At 54.3% G+C, this 20,570-nt stretch carries 16 protein-coding genes; 3 read left to right on the forward strand and 13 right to left on the reverse strand.

Going from position 1 to position 20,570, the window contains the following annotated elements:
* Positions 1 to 43: 43 nt before the first annotated feature.
* The 6 genes from glgP to asd form a co-directional block, all read right to left on the reverse strand.
* Positions 44 to 2,491 carry a glycogen phosphorylase gene (glgP, locus tag ACM5QY_RS03375; protein WP_416119198.1) on the reverse strand — a complete coding sequence of 816 codons (2,448 nt, stop codon included), beginning with the start codon at positions 2,489 to 2,491 and terminating at the stop codon, positions 44 to 46.
* Positions 2,492 to 2,529: 38 nt separating this feature from the next.
* Positions 2,530 to 3,966, reverse strand: a complete 1,437-nt coding sequence (glgA, locus tag ACM5QY_RS03380; RefSeq protein WP_416119199.1) for a glycogen synthase GlgA — start codon at positions 3,964 to 3,966, stop codon at positions 2,530 to 2,532.
* Positions 3,967 to 4,038: 72 nt separating this feature from the next.
* A complete protein-coding gene (gene glgC / locus ACM5QY_RS03385) occupies positions 4,039 to 5,316 on the reverse strand; it encodes a glucose-1-phosphate adenylyltransferase (RefSeq protein WP_416119200.1) in 1,278 nt (425 codons plus the stop codon).
* Between the two features lie 22 nt (positions 5,317 to 5,338).
* Positions 5,339 to 7,357: a glycogen debranching protein GlgX gene (glgX, locus tag ACM5QY_RS03390; RefSeq protein ID WP_416119201.1), complete on the reverse strand. Its 2,019-nt coding sequence runs from the start codon at positions 7,355 to 7,357 to the stop codon at positions 5,339 to 5,341.
* Positions 7,357 to 9,543, reverse strand: a complete 2,187-nt coding sequence (gene glgB, locus ACM5QY_RS03395; RefSeq protein ID WP_416119202.1) for a 1,4-alpha-glucan branching protein GlgB — start codon at positions 9,541 to 9,543, stop codon at positions 7,357 to 7,359. Before glgB ends, glgX begins: the two co-directional genes overlap by 1 nt.
* Positions 9,544 to 9,923: 380 nt before the next feature.
* Complete coding sequence (gene asd, locus ACM5QY_RS03400) at positions 9,924 to 11,027, reverse strand: aspartate-semialdehyde dehydrogenase (protein WP_416119203.1); 1,104 nt, start codon at positions 11,025 to 11,027, stop codon at positions 9,924 to 9,926.
* A gap of 226 nt (positions 11,028 to 11,253) precedes the next feature.
* Between asd and ACM5QY_RS03405 the strand changes: the two genes are divergently transcribed.
* Positions 11,254 to 11,847, forward strand: a complete 594-nt coding sequence (locus ACM5QY_RS03405; RefSeq protein WP_104923699.1) for a YhgN family NAAT transporter — start codon at positions 11,254 to 11,256, stop codon at positions 11,845 to 11,847.
* An 11-nt stretch (positions 11,848 to 11,858) separates the two neighbouring features.
* Entirely contained in the window at positions 11,859 to 12,182 is a 324-nt protein-coding gene (locus ACM5QY_RS03410) for a helix-turn-helix domain-containing protein (RefSeq protein ID WP_416119204.1), read from the forward strand.
* 75 nt (positions 12,183 to 12,257) lie between these two features.
* On the opposite strand, the gene gntT is transcribed toward ACM5QY_RS03410, so the two are convergent.
* Positions 12,258 to 13,574 (reverse strand): gluconate transporter, encoded by a 1,317-nt coding sequence (gntT, locus tag ACM5QY_RS03415; RefSeq protein WP_416119205.1) that lies wholly within the window; start codon positions 13,572 to 13,574, stop codon positions 12,258 to 12,260.
* A 255-nt stretch (positions 13,575 to 13,829) separates the two neighbouring features.
* Between gntT and ACM5QY_RS03420 the strand changes: the two genes are divergently transcribed.
* Complete coding sequence (locus ACM5QY_RS03420) at positions 13,830 to 14,345, forward strand: gluconokinase (RefSeq protein ID WP_416119206.1); 516 nt, start codon at positions 13,830 to 13,832, stop codon at positions 14,343 to 14,345.
* A 120-nt stretch (positions 14,346 to 14,465) separates the two neighbouring features.
* Here the strand turns inward: ACM5QY_RS03420 and gntR are convergent, their stop codons facing one another.
* From gntR to ACM5QY_RS03450, 6 genes are all read right to left on the reverse strand, one after another.
* Entirely contained in the window at positions 14,466 to 15,461 is a 996-nt protein-coding gene (gntR, locus tag ACM5QY_RS03425) for a gluconate operon transcriptional repressor GntR (RefSeq protein WP_410149855.1), read from the reverse strand.
* Between the two features lie 94 nt (positions 15,462 to 15,555).
* Positions 15,556 to 16,473 carry a LacI family DNA-binding transcriptional regulator gene (locus ACM5QY_RS03430; RefSeq protein ID WP_416119207.1) on the reverse strand — a complete coding sequence of 306 codons (918 nt, stop codon included), beginning with the start codon at positions 16,471 to 16,473 and terminating at the stop codon, positions 15,556 to 15,558.
* 12 nt (positions 16,474 to 16,485) lie between these two features.
* On the reverse strand, positions 16,486 to 17,868 hold the full coding sequence (locus ACM5QY_RS03435; protein WP_416119208.1) for a glycoside hydrolase family 1 protein: 1,383 nt from the start codon (positions 17,866 to 17,868) through the stop codon (positions 16,486 to 16,488).
* Positions 17,869 to 17,898: 30 nt separating this feature from the next.
* Complete coding sequence (locus tag ACM5QY_RS03440; RefSeq protein WP_104923706.1) at positions 17,899 to 19,227, reverse strand: PTS sugar transporter subunit IIC; 1,329 nt, start codon at positions 19,225 to 19,227, stop codon at positions 17,899 to 17,901.
* The gene (locus ACM5QY_RS03445; RefSeq protein ID WP_101077532.1) at positions 19,224 to 19,547 is read right to left on the reverse strand and encodes a PTS sugar transporter subunit IIB; all 324 of its coding nucleotides are present in this window, start codon (positions 19,545 to 19,547) and stop codon (positions 19,224 to 19,226) included. The genes ACM5QY_RS03440 and ACM5QY_RS03445 overlap by 4 nt, the downstream gene beginning before the upstream one ends.
* A 255-nt stretch (positions 19,548 to 19,802) precedes the next feature.
* Positions 19,803 to 20,498, reverse strand: coding sequence for a pirin family protein (locus ACM5QY_RS03450; protein ID WP_416119209.1), 696 nt, complete (start codon positions 20,496 to 20,498; stop codon positions 19,803 to 19,805).
* Positions 20,499 to 20,570 lie beyond the last annotated feature (72 nt).

The following is a 20,570-nucleotide window of genomic DNA, read 5'->3' on the forward strand; positions in this document are numbered from 1 at the left end:
GGGGGAGGAGCCAAAACACCCTTCCCGTCTTTCTTCAGTATTCTTATAACTTCACCGGCTTAATGTTCCAGATCTCATCCGCGTATTCCTGAATCGTACGGTCTGACGAGAAATATCCCATATTGGCGATGTTGTGCAGCGTGCGCCGCGTCCACTCTTCCGGCAGTTTATACAGATCGTCGACTTTATCCTGCGTATCGACGTAACTGCGGTAATCCGCCAGCACCTGATAGTGGTCACCCAGATTGACCAGCGTATCGAACAGATTCGTGTAACGCTTTGGTTCTCCCGGACTGAATACACCGGTGGCGATTTGCGTCAGCACCTGGTGCAGTTCGGCGTCCTGCTCAAAGTACGTATGCGGGTTGTAGCCTTTTTGTCGCAGTTCTTCGACTTGTGGCGTGGTATTGCCGAAGATAAAGATATTTTCCTCGCCCACGTGCTCGAGCATTTCGACGTTCGCGCCGTCCAGCGTGCCGATTGTCAGCGCACCGTTTAACGCAAATTTCATGTTACTGGTTCCCGATGCTTCAGTCCCCGCCAGCGAGATTTGCTCGGAAAGATCGGCCGCCGGAATGATCATTTGCGCCAGACTGACGCTGTAGTTCGGAATAAAAACGACCTTCAGTTTATTGCCGATACGCGGATCGTTGTTGATCACCGCCGCCACGTCATTGATCAGCCGGATAATCTGTTTCGCCGCGTAATACGCCGACGCCGCTTTACCGGCGAAAATCACCGTGCGCGGCACCCAGCTTGCATCCGGCTCTTCCAAAATGCGGTTATATCGCGTGATAACGTGCAGCACGTTCATCAGCTGGCGCTTGTATTCGTGGATACGTTTAATCTGCACATCGAACAGGCTTTTCGGATCGACAACAATATTCAGTTTCTGAGCGATAAACAGCGCCAGCCGTTTTTTGTTATCCAGCTTGGCTTTGCGGATCGCCTGCAGAAAACTCTCGTAATCCAGATTCTGTTTCAGCTCGGCAAGCTGGCTGAGATCAGAACGCCAGGTCTGGCCGATGGCGTCATCAATGACCGCCGACAGCGGTTTATTGGCCAGCGCCAGCCAGCGACGTGGCGTCACACCGTTGGTTTTATTGCAAAAACGATCCGGGTAAATATGCGCGAAATCGGCAAACAGCGACTGCACCATCAGATCGGAATGCAGCGCAGATACGCCGTTCACTTTATGGCTGGCAATCACCGCCAGCCAGGCCATCCGCACTTTACGTCCGTTCGCTTCATCAATAATAGACACGCGCGACAACAGGCCATTATCGCCAGGGATCTGTTCCGCGACTTCTTTGAGGAAGTGATCGTTAATCTGAAAAATAATTTCGAGATGACGTGGCAGGATCTTGCCGATCATGTCCACCGGCCAGGTTTCCAGCGCTTCGCTCATCAGCGTGTGATTAGTGTAAGAGAACACCCGACACACAGTTTCCCACGCGTCTTTCCACTCGAATTTATGCTCGTCGATCAGCAGCCGCATCAGCTCAGGAATCGACAGCACCGGGTGCGTGTCGTTGAGGTGAATGGCAATTTTGTCGGCCAGATTGTCATAAGTATGGTGCGTGGTGTAATGGCGGTTGAGAATGTCCTGCACGGTCGCCGACACCAGGAAATACTCCTGACGCAGACGCAGCTCACGTCCTGAATAGGTAGAATCATCCGGGTACAAGACGCGCGATACGTTCTCGGAATGGTTTTTATCTTCCACCGCCGCGAAGTAATCGCCCTGATTGAATTTACCCAAATTAATTTCGTTACTGGCCTGCGCGCCCCACAGCCGGAGCGTGTTGGTGGCGTCGGTATCGTAGCCGGGAATCACCTGATCGTAAGCGCAGGCGATAACTTCTTCCGTTTCCAGCCAGCGCGTTTTCACACCCTCATGCTGCACGCGTCCACCGAAACGCACTTTATAACGGGTGTTGTAGCGCTGGAACTCCCACGGGTTACCGTATTCCAGCCAGTAATCCGGCGATTCTTTTTGCTCACCGTTCACGATGTTTTGCGCGAACATGCCGTATTCATAGCGGATGCCGTAACCGCGCCCAGGCAGTGCCAGCGTGGCCAGCGAATCGAGGAAACAGGCCGCCAGACGCCCCAGACCGCCGTTGCCTAAACCGGGGTCATTCTCTTCGCCGATCAGTTCTTCGAGATCAAAACCCATTTCATCGAGCGCGCTTTTGAGGTCATCATAAATGCCCATCGCCAGCAGCGCATTGGAGAGAGTACGTCCAATCAGAAACTCCATCGACAGATAATAAACCTGCCGTACGTCCTGCGAGGTTTGTGCCCGGTTGGAGCGCAGCCAGCGTTCCACCATACGATCGCGCACCGCAAACAAGGTGGCATTCAGCCAGTCATGTTGCGTGGCAATGGAAGGATCTTTGCCGATAATAAACATCAATTTATAGGCAATAGAGTGTTTTAGCGCTTCGACACTGACTGTCGGTGAGTTGTAATTAAACGGTGAAGTCATAACGTTACATTCCCGATCTGGTGAGCTATGTTCAGGGTTCAGGACAACAGACGGTTGTACAGCGTGAGATATTCCTGCGCTGCCACCTTCCAGCCGAAATCAATACCCATGGCGTGTTGTTGCACGTGTCGCCAGTGCTTAGGACGGCTCCACAAAACAAAGGCCCGGCGGATCGCATTTCCCAGCGATTTCCCCGTTGCTTCTTCAAAGACAAAACCACTGGCCGTTCCGTCGGCCAGATTTTCCAGCGCACAATCCACGACCGTATCCGCCAGCCCACCGGTCCGGCGCACCAGCGGCAACGTGCCGTATTTCAGTCCATAAAGTTGGGTTAATCCGCAAGGTTCGAACCGGCTCGGCACCATGATCACGTCAGCGCCACCGATGATGCGGTGGGAGAACGCTTCGTGATAACCGAGCTGAACGCCGACCTGCCCCGGATTGTCGGCCGCCGCCGCCAGGAATGCCTGTTGCAACACCGCATCGCCCGCGCCCAGCAGCGCCAGCTGGCCGCCACGTTCGAGCAAATCGGGCAATGCTTCCAGCACCAGATCCAGCCCTTTCTGGCTGGTTAGTCGGCTGACCACGGCAAAAACCAGCCGCGAATCGTCAACATCCAGCCCCATCGCCCGTTGCAGATAGGCTTTATTGATGGCCTTGGAGCGCAAATCGTCGGCGTCATAACGGGCAGAAAGCAGGACGTCATCGCGCGGCTGCCAGATCGCTTCATCGACGCCGTTGAGAATACCGGTCAGACGCCCCTGCATTTCACGTTCCCTTAGCAGAGATTCCATGCCATAACCAAATTCCGGACGGGTAATTTCTTTGGCGTACGTCGGGCTGACGGTCGTCACATGGTCGGAGTAAAACAGCCCGGCTTTCAGATAGGAAATCTGGCCGTAGAATTCCAGCCCGTGCATCTGGAAGAATTCGCGCGGGATATAAAGCTCATCGAGATGGTGCCCGCCGAACAGCCCCTGAAACGCCAGATTGTGTACGGTAAAGACGGTGCGCACCGGCGCATGGCGGGCGCGGATATACGCCGATGCCAGCCCGGCGTGCCAGTCATGAGAATGCACTATATTCGGCTGCCAGTGCGGGTCAAAGCCCAGCGCCAGTTCACACGCCATCCAGCTCAGCAGGGCAAAACGACGATGGTTATCCGCATAAGCGAAAGACGATTGATCGTGATAAGGGCTTCCGGGACGGTCGTACAAACCGGGCACATCAATGATGTAAATACCCACGCCGTCGAAGAAGCCCAGTGAAAGGGTGACATGTCCGGCAAACGTCGCCAGCGTGCAAACGACTTTGGTCTCTCCCAACCCTTTTTTGATATCGGGGAAAGCCGGAATAAGTACGCGGACGTCAGCGCCTTCAGCGATCTGAGCGGCGGGCAACGCCCCCGCGACATCCGCCAGTCCACCCGTTTTTAACAGCGGAAACAGCTCGGAACAAACATGTAAAACCTGCATTCGCGCTCCTGATTATCCCGGTCACCCCGGCGTTCACCGGGATGACGAAAAATACTGCTCTCTAACGTGTGTTTATAGTTTCGCCAGCATCGCGCGCGTCACCAGTACAACGCCATCTTCCGAACGGTAAAAACGACGGCTGTCTTCATCGGCATTCTCACCAATCACCATGCCTTCCGGGATCTGGCAGGCACGGTCAATCACACATTTGCGTAAACGGCATGAACGTCCCACATTCACATCCGGCAAAATAATCGTCGAATCAATATTGCAGAAAGAGTTGATGCGCACCCGCGGGAACAACACGGAATGCACCACCACCGAACCGGAAACAATACACCCGCCGGCCACCAGCGAGTTCATGGTCATGCCATGGCTGCCCGACCGGTCTTGCACAAATTTGGCAGGCGGCAAGGGTTCCATGTGCGTGCGGATGGGCCAGTTGCGGTCGTACATATCCAGCTCCGGCATAACAGATGCCAGATCCAGATTGGCACGCCAGTAGGCATCGAGCGTCCCCACATCACGCCAGTACGGCGTTGATTCATCGTTTTGCGTCACACAGGACAACCCGAAGGGATGCGCGCGAGCGACACCCTGACGGGTCAGTTTAGGGATCAGGTCTTTGCCGAAATCATGGCTGGATTCCTCGCTCGCCATGTCTTCTTCGAGCATCCGGAACAAATAGTCTGCATTAAAAATGTAGATGCCCATGCTCGCCAGCGCCACATCCGGGTTGCCCGGCATCGCGGGGGGATCTTTGGGTTTTTCGACGAAACTGGTGATCTGGTAATCTTCGGTCACGCCCATCACGCCAAATTCACTGGCTTGCGAAATTGGCACTTCGAGACAGGCGACAGTACATTCTCCTCCCTTCTGCACATGGTCAATGAGCATCCGCGAGTAGTCCATTTTGTAGATATGATCCCCAGCCAGAATCACCACAAATTCGGCGTTATAGCGGCGGATAATATCCAGATTCTGATACACAGCATCGGCGGTGCCCTTGTACCAGTGTTCAGTGCTGTGGCGTTGCTGGGCCGGGAGTAAATCTACAAACTCGTTCATTTCTTCATTGAGGAAGGACCAGCCGCGCTGGATGTGCTGAACCAGCGTATGCGACTGATATTGTGTGATCACGCCGATGCGGCGGATCCCTGAATTCAGGCAATTCGACAGGGCAAAATCAATGATGCGGAATTTCCCGCCAAAGTGAACGGCGGGTTTTGCCCGGGTAGAGGTCAAATCTTTCAGTCTTGAACCTCGTCCCCCGGCCAGAATCAACGCCACGGATTTTAGCGGCAATTGTCGCGCCAGCATAACCGGGTCCCGATTATCTAATGTCGCCATATCTGACTCCTTCTTTTTATAGTTACCGGCTCTGTGGAGCAAAATCTTGTAGGACACAGAGGGTTTTTGCTGCTGCCCGCCATTGCGAGCCTTCCATGACGCGCCGGGGTTCCTCATCAAAAAGCACGCTATTGAACGGCGCAACCGGCTGCCAGTTTCCCGGCGGCAGCTGCAGTTCAACTTCATGCAATGAGGCATTCACGATCAACAACCAGCGCCGTGACAGGCAGATTTGCAGCCATTGCTGCGGCCCCTGCTCCCAGTCGCCAGAGCTCATCGGTTGCCCCTGCTGATTCAACCATTGCACGTCATCACCGCCGTCCTGCCACCACCGGTTTTGCGTCAGCGCAGGAATTTTCCGGCGCAGCGCAATCAGCGCGGAGACATAAGCCGTCAGGCCTTCGTCGGCATTTTCCCAGTCAAGCCAGGTCAGCGGGTTGTCCTGGCAATAGGCGTTGTTGTTTCCCTGCTGGCTGTTACCCTGCTCGTCACCGGCCAGCAACATCGGCGTACCCTGTGACAGAAACAGCGTCGCCAGCAAAGCACGCTGGCTGAGACGACGCTGCTGCAAGACTTCAGCAGACACTTCCAGCCCTTCCTCGCCGTGGTTTTGGCTGAAATTTTCGTTATGCCCGTCACGGTTTTCCTCGCCGTTGGCCTGGTTATGTTTCTGGTTAAAACTCACTAAATCACGCAGCGTAAAGCCGTCGTGCGCGGTCAGCATGTTGATGCTGGCGTAAGGTTCACGCTGCGCGGGATTGAATTTGTCCGCCGACGCCGCGAAACGGCCTGCAAACTGCCCGATTGAGATATCACCGTGCAGCCAGAACTGACGCATTTCATCTCGCCAGGTGTCGCTCCATTCGGCGAAGGGTGCCGGGAAATTCCCGAGCTGATAGCCGCCGGTGCCGATGTCCCAGGGTTCAGCAATCAATTTGCATTGCGAAAGCACGGCGTCCTGCTTAATGGCCTCAAACAGCGGCGATTGCGCTGTGAACTCCGGCGTTCTGCCCAAAAGAGTCGCTAAGTCAAAACGAAAACCGTCAACGTGGCATTCACGCACCCAGTAATGCAGGCAATCGAGCGTCCACGCAATCACTTCGTCCTCTGTCAGACGCATCGCGTTACCGCAACCGGTCATGTTGTTATCCGACCCGTCGTCGTTGAGCCAGTACCAGCTGGCATTGTCGATACCGCGAAACGAAATAAACGGCCCGTCGATATCCAGCTCTGCGCTGTGGTTGAACACCACGTCGAGGATCACTTCTATCCCGGCCTGATGCAGCGCTTTCACCGCGGATTTGAATTCGCTCAGCGCCGATACGCCGCCCAGCCCGCTGGCATAACTTTGCTCAACTGCACAGGGTGCCAGCACGTTGTAGCCCCAGTAATTACGCAGGCCGAGGCGTTGCAGGCGCGGCTCATCGGCATGATGCTGAACCGGCAATAACTCAATGGCCGTGACGCCCAGATGCTGCAAATATTCGAGCATGACCGGATGCGCAAGCCCGGCGTAAGTGCCGCGGATCGCCGCCGGAATGTGCGGATGCCGGCGCGTCAGCCCGCGCACATGCGCTTCGTAAATCACGGTTTCGCCCCACGGCGTGGCGGGTGGTTTATCGTCTTCCCACTCAAACTTCCCGGCGACGACCACCGATTTCGGTGCCACGACCGCGCTATCCTTATCGTCTGGCGCATCCTTTCCGCCAGTGAACCGGGCGTTATCGAGAAGCACGCCATCAATCGCCCGCGCGCTGGGGTCAATCAGCACTTTTTTTGGATTAAAACGATGGCCCTTTTGCGGATCAAAAGGCCCGTAAACGCGATAACCGTAGCGCAACCCGGCTTTCGCCTCGGGCAAAAATCCGTGCCACAGATTGCCGGTCCGGCCCGGTAAAGACAGATGCTGCTCGCTGCCGGTTTCATCAAAAAGACATAACGCCACTTTTTCCGCATGCGCGGAGTACAGGCAAAAATTAACGCCGTTATCTCTGAGATGTGGGCCAAAAGGCCAGGCCTGACCGGTTTCGAGCTGTTTCATTACGCCTCTTCTCTTCGCAAATAAATGGTCGCCAGCGGCGGAATGGTGACGCTGATCGAATGTTCACGTTGATGATGGCCGATGTTTTCACTGTAAACGTCACCGCCGTTGCCAACGTTGCTGCCACGGTAGAAGTGCGAATCGGTATTGAGAATTTCGTGATAACGCCCCGGACGGCTGATGCCGATACGGTAGTGTTCGCGCGGAACCGGCGTGAAATTGCTGATGACAATAATCTCACCGCCATTTTCATCGCGGCGCGCAAAGGCAAAAATCGAATTCTCGTGGTCATCGACCACCAGCCATTCGAAGCCACGCGGGTTGTAATCGAGCTCATACAACGGCGCGTTGGCCTGATACGTCAGATTCAAATCACGCACCAGATGTTGCACACCGCTGTGCCAGCCGGTCGGGTCGTCAAGCAGATGCCAGTCGAGGCTGGCGTTGAAATTCCACTCTCGCCCCTGGGCAAATTCACCGCCCATGAACAACAATTTCTTGCCCGGATGTGCCCACATGTAAGCGTAATAGGCACGCAGGTTGGCGAATTTCTGCCAGGTATCGCCGGGCATTCTGTCGAGCAGGGATTTCTTGCCGTGGACCACTTCATCATGCGAAAGCGGCAGGATAAAGTTCTCGCTGTAGGCGTAAAGCACGCCGAACGTCATGAGATTGTGGTGGTATTTGCGGTGAACCGGATCAAGCTGCATGTATTGGAGCGAATCATGCATCCAGCCCAGATTCCATTTGTAATGGAAGCCCAGCCCGTTGGCGTCCGGCGGCATGGTGACGCCGGGATAATCCGTGGATTCTTCCGCCAGCGTGACCGCGCCACCCAGCTCGCGTCCGATGGTCTGGTTGGTGTATTTCAGGAAGGAAATCGCTTCGAGATTTTCACGGCCACCGTAATAGTTTGGGATCCACTCACCAGGTTTGCGGCTGTAATCACGGTAAATCATCGACGCCACCGCATCGACACGCAGGCCGTCGATGCCAAAACGCTCAATCCAGTAAAAACCATTCCCCGCCAGATAGTTGCGCACTTCGTGGCGGCCATAGTTATAAATCAGCGTGTTCCAGTCCTGATGATAGCCTTCACGCGGATCAGCATATTCATACAGGGCGGTGCCGTCGAATTCCGCCAGCCCATAGGAATCGCTCGGGAAATGCCCCGGCACCCAGTCGAGGATCACGTTAAGACCCGCGTCATGCGCGGCGTCGACAAACGCTTTGAAATCCATCGGCGTACCGAACCGGCGGGTCGGCGCGTACATTCCCAGCGGCTGATAACCCCAGCTGCCATCGAACGGATGCTCGTTGACCGGCATCAGCTCAATGTGCGTGAAGCCCATCCATTTGGCGTAAGACACCAGTTGCTCCGCCAGCTCGCCGTAGCTCAGCCAGAAGTTATCGTCGGTATGACGACGCCACGAACCTAAGTGCACTTCGTACACGGAAACCGGCTGATTCAGCGCGTTAGCTTTCTTTCTGGTTTCTGAAAAAGGCACAACGTCCGGAATTTTCCTCACGCAAGAAGCGGTATCCGGGCGCATCTGAGCTTCGAACGCATACGGATCAGCGCGCAGACTGACATTGCCGCGACAATCGATAATTTCGAATTTATACAACTGACCTTCCTGGACGGCCGGAATGAACAGCTCCCAGATGCCGTTTTCACGGCGCTGACGCATCGGATGGCGACGGCCATCCCAGAAGTTGAATTCACCCACGACGGAAATACGCGTCGCGTTCGGTGCCCAGACGGCAAAACTGACACCATCGACATCATCGAGCGTTTGCGGATGCGCGCCGAGTTTTTCGTAGGGCCGCAGATGTGTCCCTTCCGACAGCAACCAGATATCTAGTTCCTGCAACAACGTGCCGAAGCGATACGGGTCGTCAATCACATGGAGTGTGTCGCCCCAGCGCACTTCCAGCTTGTAGCGGAAAGCACTTTTACGACGGGGAATAAGGCCGACGAAAAAACCGCGATCGTCATAACGACGCAGTTCAGCGACCTGCTTACCTTTTTCTACATCAATGACCCAGACCTGATCGGCATCCGGCAACAGCGCACGAACTTCCAGCCCGGCACTGACGGAATGCATTCCCAAAAGAGAAAAAGGATCAGCGTAATGGCCAGAGATAATTTGATTAATGACGTGCTGATCGGGAAGTACAGACATGTATTTCGTCCTATGATTAATTAAATCAATAAAATCATTCAGGTATTCAATACGAAACGTAACCCCAGTGTGCTCCAATTTTTCTTTTCACTTTGTGATCTGGTGAGATTTCGATTTACCAAAAAATGCGTGATGGCTCTTGTGTTCACAATTTACAAATAAGTTTCTGTTTCTGCTTCTCAAAGAGGCAGAGGTCTTCTACTAAGCATAGACAAAGGTTCGGTAAATCAGCGGCCAGAAACCGATGAATTTTTCGCAAAATGAAATTCAGAGAGTTGCGCTGGGAAAATGCGGATAGGCAGTGAAGTGATTGATGATAGAAATAAAAACGGGACACCGTGCTGGTGTCCCGTTGGGCGTAAATCATGGCAGTGATGCCGTTACAGCAGAATACGTAACATGCGACGCAATGGCTCTGCCGCACCCCACAGCAGTTGGTCACCGACGGTAAACGCAGACAGATATTGCGGGCCCATATTCAGTTTACGCAGACGACCCACCGGCGTATTCATGGTGCCGGTCACTGCCGCAGGCGTCAGTTCACGCATAGACAGTTCGCGGTCGTTCGGAATGACGCGAACCCAGTCGTTGTGCGATGCCAGCATTTGTTCGATTTCAGGAATCGACACGTCTTTTTTCAGTTTCAGCGTGAACGCCTGGCTGTGGCAACGCAGCGCACCGATGCGGACGCACAGGCCATCCACCGGAATAATGCTGGACGTGCCGAGAATTTTGTTGGTTTCCGCCTGACCTTTCCACTCTTCTTTGGTCTGGCCGTTATCGAGCTGTTTGTCGATCCACGGAATCAGTCCACCCGCCAGCGGAACACCAAAGTTGTCGGCCGGCAGCGTGCCACTGCGGGTCAGCGCCGTCACTTTACGTTCGATATCCAGAATGGCAGAAGCCGGGTTTTCCAGCTCTTTCGCCACGCTGTTATGCAGCATACCCATTTGGGTCAGCAGTTCACGCATATGGCGCGCGCCGCCGCCGGAAGCTGCCTGATAGGTCGCAACAGACGCCCATTCAATCAGATCATTGGCGAACAAACCGCCGAGGGACATCAGCATCAGGCTGACGGTACAGTTACCGCCCACAAAGGTTTTGATCCCGTTGTCGATACCCTGATGAATAACCGCGCTGTTCACCGGATCGAGGATGATTATCGCGTCATCTTCCATTCTCAGAGAGGATGCTGCGTCAATCCAGTAACCAGACCAACCGATTTCACGCAGCTTCGGGTAGATTTCATTGGTATAATCGCCGCCCTGACAGGTGATGATAATGTCCAGCGCACTCAGTGCGTCCAGATCATAGGCATCCTGCAAGGTTCCAGACTGGCCCGTGAAAGAAGGCGCGGCCTGACCGTGCTGAGAGGTGGAGAAGAATACCGGACGGATAGCGTCGAAATCGCGTTCTTCAATCATGCGTTGCATGAGTACAGAACCGACCATTCCACGCCAGCCAACGAAACCTACATTTTTCATAATATCTGTCCTGCCCTGAGGGTGATAACGGCTTAAAAAGCTTAATGCGCGTTTGCACTACGTTGGCGCCTTTTTATGATGCGCCATGCTCTGTTAACGCGCTGGTCTACCACCTTACAAAATGTACTAAAAGTGGCAAGTGAATTTAATCAATAGTGCCGCCATTAATAGCAGCACAGCTTATAACACGCGTTTTTAACCCGAATTTCATCATTCTGAGGTAGTCATGACCGAAATGATTTCAGCAACCATTTTGCTGTTTTTAATTATGGATCCGCTGGGCAACTTACCGATTTTTATGTCGGTATTAAAACATCTTGATCCGAAACGCCGCCGCGTGGTGCTGATCCGCGAAATGCTGATTGCCCTGATCCTGATGCTGATTTTCCTGTTCGCCGGGGAAAAAATTCTGTCGTTTCTGAATTTGCGTACCGAAACCGTGTCGATTTCCGGCGGTATCATTCTGTTTCTGATTGCCATCAAAATGATTTTCCCGTCGGAAGAGAAAAGCAGCAGCGGCCTGCCTGCCGGTGAAGAGCCGTTCCTCGTGCCGATGGCGATCCCGCTGGTCGCCGGGCCGTCGATTCTCGCCACGCTGATGCTGCTTTCGCACCAGTATCCGAATCAGATGAGCCATCTCACGCTGGCCCTGTTCATCGCCTGGGGTTTATCGATGGGGATCCTGCTGCTATCCAATCTGTTCCTGCGCCTGCTCGGCGACAAAGGCGTGAGCGCCCTCGAACGCCTGATGGGCCTGATTCTGGTCATGCTTTCAACGCAGATGTTCTTAGATGGGATCAGGGCGTATTTGAAGATTTAGGGGATATTAAAATGAAAGACCCAATTGAAGTTGAAATCAGCAGCGGGAATGTTTACGCCGACATCGACTTACCCGATGCAGAAGAAATGCTGGTTAAAGCTCAGCTTGCTCAGAAAATTGGAGAGCTCATGCAAAACCGACGTCTGACCCAGGCTGCGGCCGCGAAACTTTTTGGCATGACTCAACCGAAAGTATCTGCATTGCTTCGTGGTCAGTTCCGTGGGATCAGCGAAGCGAAGATGATTGAATGTCTTAATAAGTTAGGCCGGGATGTACAAATCGTTATCGCTGAGTCCCGGCAAGCCACCGGCACCTTGAAAGTCGTTTTCGCGTAATGCGGCGGCATATTCAGATGCCTGCAAACAAAGGCGAGCCCGGTGGCTCGCCTTTTTTATAACTGCAGCAGTTAATCAAACCACCATCGACAGCAACATGCAGCCTGCCAGACCGCACAGGGAAATGATGGTTTCCAGCACGGACCAGGATTTGAAGGTTTCGACGATGCTCAGGTTGAAGTATTCCTTGAACAACCAGAAGCCCGGGTCATTAACGTGCGAGAAAATCACGCTGCCGGAACCGACCGCAATCACCATCAGTTCAGGGCTGACGCCGGTGGTCGCAATCAACGGTGCCGCGATACCGCCTGCCGTGATCGCCGCAACGGTTGCGGAACCCAGCGCGAGACGTAAAACGGCGGCAATAGACCAGGCCAGCAGGATCGGGGATAAGTTGCTGCCATCCATCAGGGCTGCAATATATTTCTCAATACCGCTGTCGACCAGAACCTGTTTGAACGCACCGCCACCGCCGATAATTAACAGCATCATCGCGATGATTTTGATCGAATCGGTCACGGTTGCCATGACGTCTTCCATCTTACGCCCACGGTTCAGGCCGAAGGTGAAGATGGCGATCAGCACCGCGATAAGCGTTGCCATCACCGGGTCACCGAAGAATTCAGCGTAAGCCAGAACCGGATGGCCTTTCGGCAGGATCATTTCGCAAACGGCGCGGAATGCCATCAGAATCACCGGCACCAGAGACGTCGCGACGCTCACGCCAAAGCTTGGCATCTCTTCTTCGGTAAAGGTTTTCGGATTGAAAAGACCTTCCGGAACCGGTTTATCGATACCTTTCAGGAAGCGCGCAAACACCGGCCCCGCCAGAATCACCGTTGGCACCGCCAGCAGCGAACCGTACAGCAAGGTTTTCCCCATATCCGCATGGAAAATGGTCGCGATTGCCGTCGGACCAGGGTGCGGCGGCAGGAAGCCGTGGGTTACGGATAACGCGGCAGCCATCGGCACACCGACGTACAACAGGGGCAAACGCGCCGCCGCGGCAACGGTGAAGACCAGCGGCAGCATCAGTACGAAGCCGACTTCATAGAACAGCGCAAAACCGACGATAAAACCGGTCAGCACGATGGCCCACTGAATGTGCTCACGGCCAAATTTGGCGATCAGCGTCGTTGCGATACGTTGCGCACCGCCGCAATCCGCCAGCATTTTACCGAGCATGGCCCCGAAGCCCATGATCAGCGCCAGGCTGCCCAGCGTTCCGCCTACCCCGTTTTTAATCGATGTAATGACTTTATCGACCGGCATACCCTGCATAATCCCGACCGCCAGCGCGACCAGAATCAGCGCGATAAAGCCGTTCAGCTTAAATCGGATCATCAGTAACAACAGCAGTGCAACGCCCACCGCTACAATAACTATTGGCATATTCTTCCCCTCATGCGGTCACCGTGGCATCGTGGCATCGTGGCCAGGTGGGGTGACGCATTGTTTTTAATTTTCAACATGTTGTAGGAATTAACAGTGCAACGGGTACAGACCGCGACCGCTAAAACAGCAGTGCATTCCTTTGTGATATTAGTCACATCTCCATTTGTTACCGGTATCATGATACCGGTAACATGCTAATATTAGGACTCACTACGCAGTCGAAATGTTCATTTTGGGATAGAGATCATACTTATGGCAGGACAAAGCATCATTCTGATGGGCGTGTCAGGCAGCGGTAAATCCACCGTCGGCGCGGCACTGGCCCGTGAAATTAACGCAAAATTCATCGACGGTGATGATCTTCATCCCCGCGCAAATATTCAAAAGATGGCCAGCGGTACGCCGCTCAATGACGACGATCGTGCGCCGTGGTTATTACGTCTGAATGACGCGGCTTACAGCCTCCGCCATAAAAATGAAACCGGTGTGATCGTCTGTTCCGCGCTGAAACGCCGCTACCGCGACGCGCTGCGAAAAGACAACGAAGGCATGGTCTTCATCTACATGAAAGGCAGTTTTGACGTGATTGCCGAACGCCTGAAAGCACGCGCCGGGCATTTCATGCCGACGGATTTACTGAGAAGCCAGTTCGATGCGCTCGAAGAACCGGGCGAAGATGAGCCGGATGTGTTGCGCGTAAATATCGATCATAAGTTTGAAGGGGTGGTCGATCGCTGCGTAGCCGCGTTGAAAACATTACAGAAGTAAGACTTTCTCCTCCCCCTGCGAAGGGGGAGGTCGGGAGGGGGTTTTAATGGCAACGCTGCCATGCGCAAAACCAACACCCCATCCCAGCCTTCCCCTCGTGAGAGGGGAAGTAGTTTCAAATCAAATACTTCCGCCTGCCGAGATGGTGAAACCAACATCCACCATTCTCGGTACGACTTCTTCGCCGCGCAACCTCGCCAGCAGGCGTTCGGCGGAAATCTGCCCCATTCTTTCGCGCGGCGTGAGTACGCTGGCGAGCGGTGGCTCCATTGCCTGTCCCATGTTGTGACCGTGGAAACCGGCAATCGCCATTTGTGACGGAATGCTCAACCCCTGCCGTAAACATTCAAAGAATGCGCCCGCCGCAAGATCATCGTTGGTGCAGAAAATACTGTCGATTTGCGGCCAGTCTTTTTGCGCCTGACGCAGTAATTCCGCGCCGCCGCTGTAGCTCGATGACCGGCTGGTCATGACGCTGTAAGGTTCCAGCCCGGATTCCCGCATCGCCTGCTCGTAACCCTGCTGTTTGATGATCGTGCGTTCATCCTGACGAGCGCCGAAATACACCACATGCCGGTGCCCGTGCGCAATAATCTGCTGCGTCATCTGCCGAGCGGCTTCGAAGTTGTTAAAACCGACCGCCAGATCGACGCACGGCGAGACGCAATCCATCATCTCAACGACCGGAATACCGGCGACTTCGATCATTTTCAGCGTACGCGCGGTGTGATGGCGTTCGGACAAAATCAGGCCGTCGATATTGTAAGAAAGCAGGGAGGTGAGGCGCTGTTCTTCGCGCTCCTGGCTGTAACCGTAGTGCGCCAGCATGGTCTGGTAGCCGTGAATATCCGTGACACTTTCGATGCCGCGCAGCACTTCGGCGAACACCTGGTTGGTCAGCGACGGCAGCAACACGCCGATGGCACGACTTTTGGCGTTCGAGAGAATATCCGGGGCGCGGTTTGGGATGTAACCCAGTTCATCGAGCGCAGCCGAAATCTTTTCCTGCAAGGCGCTGGAAACTTGTTCGGGATTGCGCAAATAACGGCTGACCGTCATTTTGGTGATGCCCACTTTGTCGGCAACATCCTGGAGTACGGGCCTTTTTTTCTTCACGTTTTTCAATGAACTGGATTAAGGGGATCAGAGCGTAATGGTAGCAAACAATCGCGCAGGCGGGTATCCGTTGCTGCGCGACATGAGATGTGGGTCAGAAAGGGATAGAAAGCTGCCCGCGCACCGGTGCGCCCGCGTTCGCTGAAAATTGCCCGGCGAGCAGCGCCATGGCGGTTTGTGCCAGCGTTTCCAGCGGATACGTGATGGCCGGAACGGCGGAAATCCCCGGCGGCAACGTGCTGTCGAGGCTGAAAACCATCACGCTGGCGGGCACGGCGCGCCCGTGTTGCGCGAGTTGCCGCAGGGCATCCTGCGCGCAGGCATCGTCCGGCACCAGCAATGCGTTGAACGGAACGTTTTGCGCCAGCAGTTGCGTCAGCGCCTGTTCGCCACTGTGAACCAGCCGCCGGTCGTACGGCAGCAGGAATTTTTCCAGCGCCTGATGATATCCCTGCAAGATTTGTCCGGCAGTTTCGCCGTTTGCTGCGTTTATCAGCGCAATCTGCCTGCGCCCTTGCTGCAACACATACTGGCAGGCGGTTTCGGCGGCAAAGCTGCGGTCAAAGTGAATGCTCCGCTCGGAATCTTCATCCAGACAATCAATCGTAATGACGTTTTCTGGCAACGGCGGCAGTTCAAAACGTGCGCCGATAACGATCATCGCATCGCATAACCCTCTGCCGATTTCGTTGACAGAATGCGCCAGACCCGCCGCATCGGTGGCGAATCTCAACAGCAAATATTTCTGGTTCAGCCGTAACTCTTTTTCCAGCGCGTGCAGATATCCGGTCGACTGGTTGATGTTTTCTGCCGCACAAATCACGCCAATACAGCCGGTGGACTGCGTAGACAGCGACTGCGCTATCACGCTCGGTTTGTATTGCAGCGTTTCCACCGCCTGCATCACGGCCAGGCGGCTTTCCTCTTTTACTCCGCGGCTGCCACTCAGGACACGGGAAACCGTCGCTTTCGACACGTTCGCCAGCCGCGAGACGTCGTTTATGTTTGCCATGCCGTTCCTTTGTTAATCGAAACCGTTGTTTTTAGACACGTTCGCGAACCATTCGCCGCTTTTCTTCACCGTCCGTTTTTGGGTGGCGAGATCCAGCTGCACGAAACCATAGCGGTTTTTGTACGCATTCATCCATGACCAGCAGTCGATAAATGTCCACATATGGTAGCCAAGACAGCCACTGCCTTCCTGCAAGGCGCGGTGTAACCATTTCAGATGTCCGCTGACAAACTCGATGCGGTAGTCATCGTCAATCCGCCCCGCCTGTTCGAAGCGCAGTTCATTTTCCACACCCATGCCGTTTTCGGAAATAAAACAACGCGGATTGCCGTAGTTTTCGCGCAGATTGGTCAGGATATCGTAGATCCCCTGCTCGTAAATTTCCCAGCCACGGTGCGGGTTCATTTTGCGTCCCGGCATCACGTAGTTATCAAAGAACCATTCCGGCATAAACGGACTTTCAGGATTCACCATGCTGTCGCGGCACTGGATCCGGCGTGGCTGGTAATAATTGATCCCCAGTAAATCCACCACGCCCTGCTGCAACAGCGCCGCATCGCCTTCCTGACACGCCGGAAGCTGGCCGTGTTTTTTCAGCAATTCCACCAGTTCCTGCGGATATTCACCGCGCAGCGCCGGATCCAGAAAACTGCGGTTAAACATCAGGTCGGCAATGTTCGCGGCTTTCAAATCTGCCGGATTTTGCGAACGCGGGTACGACGGCGTGAGGTTGAGAATGATGCCAATTTCGCCGCCCTGCTGGCGGGCGCGGTAGGCTTTCACCGCCAGCGAATGCGCCAGCATGGTGTGATACGCCACCGTCGCGGCGCGTTTGAAATCCACTACATTCGGATAGTGGAAATCATACAAGTAACCGCCTTCCACCGGCACGACCGGTTCGTTGAACGTGAACCAGTGTTTCACGCGGTCACCGAACAGCGCAAAACAGGTATCGGCATATTTTGCGTAAGCCTCCACCACGTCGCGGTTTTCCCAGCCGCCAATTTCCTGCATCGCCATCGGCATATCGAAATGGAACAGGTTGATAAACGGCTGCACGCCCTGCGCCAGCATTTCGTCAATCACCTGATTATAAAACGCCACGGCTTCCGGGTTCACTTCGCCCTTTCCGCCGGGGATCAGCCTCGCCCAGGAAATTGAGGTGCGGAACGTGTTGTGGTTGAGCTGTTTTAGCAGCGCGATGTCCTCGCGCCAGTTTTTATAAAACGTCGATGTGTCCTGCGGGCCGACGTCGTTATGGAAACGCGTCGGTTGCTGCGAATACCAGTGATCCCAGACCGTCGCGCTTTTACCGTGGCTCAGGGTTTCACCTTCCGTTTGCGGTGCAGAGCTGGCGCTGCCCCACCAGAACTCTTTGGGAAATGCGTATTTCATCGTCATCCTCGCTGTCCGTTGCTTTGCGTTTTAACTGTTTACCGGTACGGCGTTACCCGCCGTTTGGGCACCGGCCTTTTCCGCTTCCTGTTTCAGTAAGGTACGTTCGTACGCTTTCAGGAACGGGTAATACATCACTGCTGATAACACCATACAGAACAGGCACATAATTACCGGGCTGAATGCCCAGTTTGCGGCCCATGACGCACCAATCGGCGCAGGCGTTGTCCAGGGTGTGAGCGACACCACTTGCGCGACCCAGCCGAGTTTTGTGGCGGTATAGGCGAAAACGGCGTTGAGCATTGGCACCAACGTGAACGGCAGGAAAAACACCGGATTCATGATAATCGGCGTGCCGAACAGAATCGGTTCGTTGATGTTAAAGAAGCTCGGTACCACGCCCATTTTGCCGATCGTCCGCAGATGTACGGCCTTGCTGCACAACAGCAAAATCGCCAGCGGCAGGGTCGAACCGACGCCGCCAATCAGCAGATAGTGATCCCAGAAACCTTGCAGATAAATGTGCGGCAGCGGTTCTCCCGCCTGCAATGCGGTCTGGTTCAGCGCCAGATTGGTCATCCAGAACGGGTTCATAATGCCGGTGACAATCAGCGCACCGTGAATACCGGCGAACCACAGCACCTGGCAGATAAATACGGAAATTAAAATGGCAGGCAGGGAATCCGACGCGGAAACCAGCGGCGCCAGCAGATGCATAATCGCTTCAGGAATAATCATGCCGGTGGTGGACTGAATAAACAGGTTCAGCGGATGCAGTGTAGCGACAATCACCACCACGGGGATCAGGATTTCAAACGAACGCGCCACACCGGTCGGCACTTCTTTTGGCAGGCGGATCGTAATATTGCGGCGTTTCAGCAGCGCATACACTTCGACGGCGTAAATGGCCGTCAGTATCGCGGTAAAAATGCCTTCGCCTGAGAAGTATTGCGTCGAAATTTGTTTGTCGTGATACGGCGCGGCGACCAGCAGAAAGGCCATAAACGCCAGCAAACCGGTCATGATCGGGTCAAGTTTGTAATATTTACCGAGGCTCGCGCCGATACCGACCGAGATGAAAAAGGTCATCACGCCCATGCTCAGATACCACGGCAGCATCAGCTGTTCGCGATATTTCAGCGAGAGATCCAGCCAGCCGCGCGCGAAACCGTTGGTGGTATCCGGCGAGAATGGCGGAAAAATAAAAACCAGCATGAACGACCCGATAATCATGAAAGGCAGTGCGGCAATAAAACCGTCGCGGATCGCAATCACATGCCGTTGCTGGCCCACGCTGCCCGCCAGTGGCGTGATGTGCTTTTCGATGACGTTAACCATCGCCTGATAAAGGCCACTCATACGCGGCTTCCTTCCTGTGCGATCAGGCCGAAGGCGAAGTCCAGCACGTTATCGCCGCGCTGCATGCCGTAATCCATCATGTTGATCACTTCGACCGGAATATTGAATTCCGCCGCTCTCGCCGACAAATCGCCCTGCATATAACGCACCTGTGGCCCGAGCAGCACCACCTGATAATCACGGAATTTTTCGTCAAACTCGCTGGCCCCGAATGCGTCAATCTGCACGTCTTCGCCGCGCTGCGCTGCGACCTCTTTCATTTTGCGAACTAACAAACTGGTCGACATCCCCGCCGAACAACAAAGCATGATTCTTTTCATTTTTGCTTTACTCCCAGATGATTTATGTTCTGCCCGTTTCTCTTGCTGAGGGTATTTGAGTCTCTTTGGAAACCGGTTTCCATCGTGCCGAAAGTAATGTGCGAAGAGGGTCAAAAAATTGCCGGTCGATTTGTTGCGGGTGTGAATAGCATCACGAAGCGGAAAAATTCAGCAATGCAAATGCGGGGAAAAGGACTATGGGACAAAAACAAAAAAGGCGACCGGAGTCGCCTTCAACAGGGGTGCCAGAAATCATCAGACCGGTGGCAGGTCAAACAGCAGAATTTCACTGTCTTCATCGGCATGCACGGACAACGCCGTTTCATCCCAGATCGCCAGCGCGTCGCTCGGCCCGGCTTTCTGGCCGTTAATGGACACGGTGCCTTTCACCACCTGGATCCATACACGGCGTTCAGCCCGGATCGTATAAACCGACTGTTCGTCTTTTTTCAGCGCCCAGCGGGAGAGCTCCATATCCTGGAACACTTTCAGCGAGCCGTCGCGGGCATCGGGCGAAAGCACCAGCTGGCGGCCTTGCGGCGCGTCGAACAGGCGCTGTTCGTAACGCGGTTCCAGACCTTTTTTATCCGGAATGATCCAAATCTGATAAAGATGCAGCTTACGGTCGCTGTTTCCGTTGTACTCGGAGTGCGTCACGCCGGTTCCGGCACTCATAATCTGGAACTCACCCGCCTGAATCTGCTCTTTATTGCCCATGCTGTCCTGATGTTCCACGGTACCTTCGAGCACGTAGGTCAGAATTTCCATGTCTTTGTGCGGATGCTTACCAAACCCCTGCCCCGCATCGATGAAATCTTCATTGATCACCCGCAGCGCGGAGAAGCCCATAAAGTTTGCATCGTAATAATCGGCGAAAGAGAAGGTATGCCAGCTTTCCAGCCAGCCGTGACTTGCGTGACCGCGTTCTTGTGCCTGACGTAAGTAGATCATGTTCAACTCTCCTCAATGTTTTCTCTAGTCTAGTCAACGCCTGAGAATAAGAAAGCGTAAAAACTTCACCCC

Source organism: Rahnella sp. PCH160, from assembly GCF_047784855.1.
In the GTDB taxonomy this organism is placed as follows: Bacteria; Pseudomonadota; Gammaproteobacteria; order Enterobacterales; family Enterobacteriaceae; genus Rahnella.

Excerpts from the sequence above, each read along its gene's own strand:
- glgP (WP_416119198.1), bottom strand. The coding sequence starts at position 2,491 with ATGACTTCACCGTTTAATTACAACTCACCGACAGTCAGTGTCGAAGCG.
- glgA (WP_416119199.1), bottom strand. The coding sequence starts at position 3,966 with ATGCAGGTTTTACATGTTTGTTCCGAGCTGTTTCCGCTGTTAAAAACG.
- glgC (WP_416119200.1), bottom strand. The coding sequence starts at position 5,316 with ATGGCGACATTAGATAATCGGGACCCGGTTATGCTGGCGCGACAATTG.
- glgX (WP_416119201.1), bottom strand. The coding sequence starts at position 7,357 with ATGAAACAGCTCGAAACCGGTCAGGCCTGGCCTTTTGGCCCACATCTC.
- glgB (WP_416119202.1), bottom strand. The coding sequence starts at position 9,543 with ATGTCTGTACTTCCCGATCAGCACGTCATTAATCAAATTATCTCTGGC.
- asd (WP_416119203.1), bottom strand. The coding sequence starts at position 11,027 with ATGAAAAATGTAGGTTTCGTTGGCTGGCGTGGAATGGTCGGTTCTGTA.
- ACM5QY_RS03405 (WP_104923699.1), top strand. The coding sequence starts at position 11,254 with ATGACCGAAATGATTTCAGCAACCATTTTGCTGTTTTTAATTATGGAT.
- ACM5QY_RS03410 (WP_416119204.1), top strand. The coding sequence starts at position 11,859 with ATGAAAGACCCAATTGAAGTTGAAATCAGCAGCGGGAATGTTTACGCC.
- gntT (WP_416119205.1), bottom strand. The coding sequence starts at position 13,574 with ATGCCAATAGTTATTGTAGCGGTGGGCGTTGCACTGCTGTTGTTACTG.
- ACM5QY_RS03420 (WP_416119206.1), top strand. The coding sequence starts at position 13,830 with ATGGCAGGACAAAGCATCATTCTGATGGGCGTGTCAGGCAGCGGTAAA.
- ACM5QY_RS03430 (WP_416119207.1), bottom strand. The coding sequence starts at position 16,473 with ATGGCAAACATAAACGACGTCTCGCGGCTGGCGAACGTGTCGAAAGCG.
- ACM5QY_RS03435 (WP_416119208.1), bottom strand. The coding sequence starts at position 17,868 with ATGAAATACGCATTTCCCAAAGAGTTCTGGTGGGGCAGCGCCAGCTCT.
- ACM5QY_RS03440 (WP_104923706.1), bottom strand. The coding sequence starts at position 19,227 with ATGAGTGGCCTTTATCAGGCGATGGTTAACGTCATCGAAAAGCACATC.
- ACM5QY_RS03445 (WP_101077532.1), bottom strand. The coding sequence starts at position 19,547 with ATGAAAAGAATCATGCTTTGTTGTTCGGCGGGGATGTCGACCAGTTTG.
- ACM5QY_RS03450 (WP_416119209.1), bottom strand. The coding sequence starts at position 20,498 with ATGATCTACTTACGTCAGGCACAAGAACGCGGTCACGCAAGTCACGGC.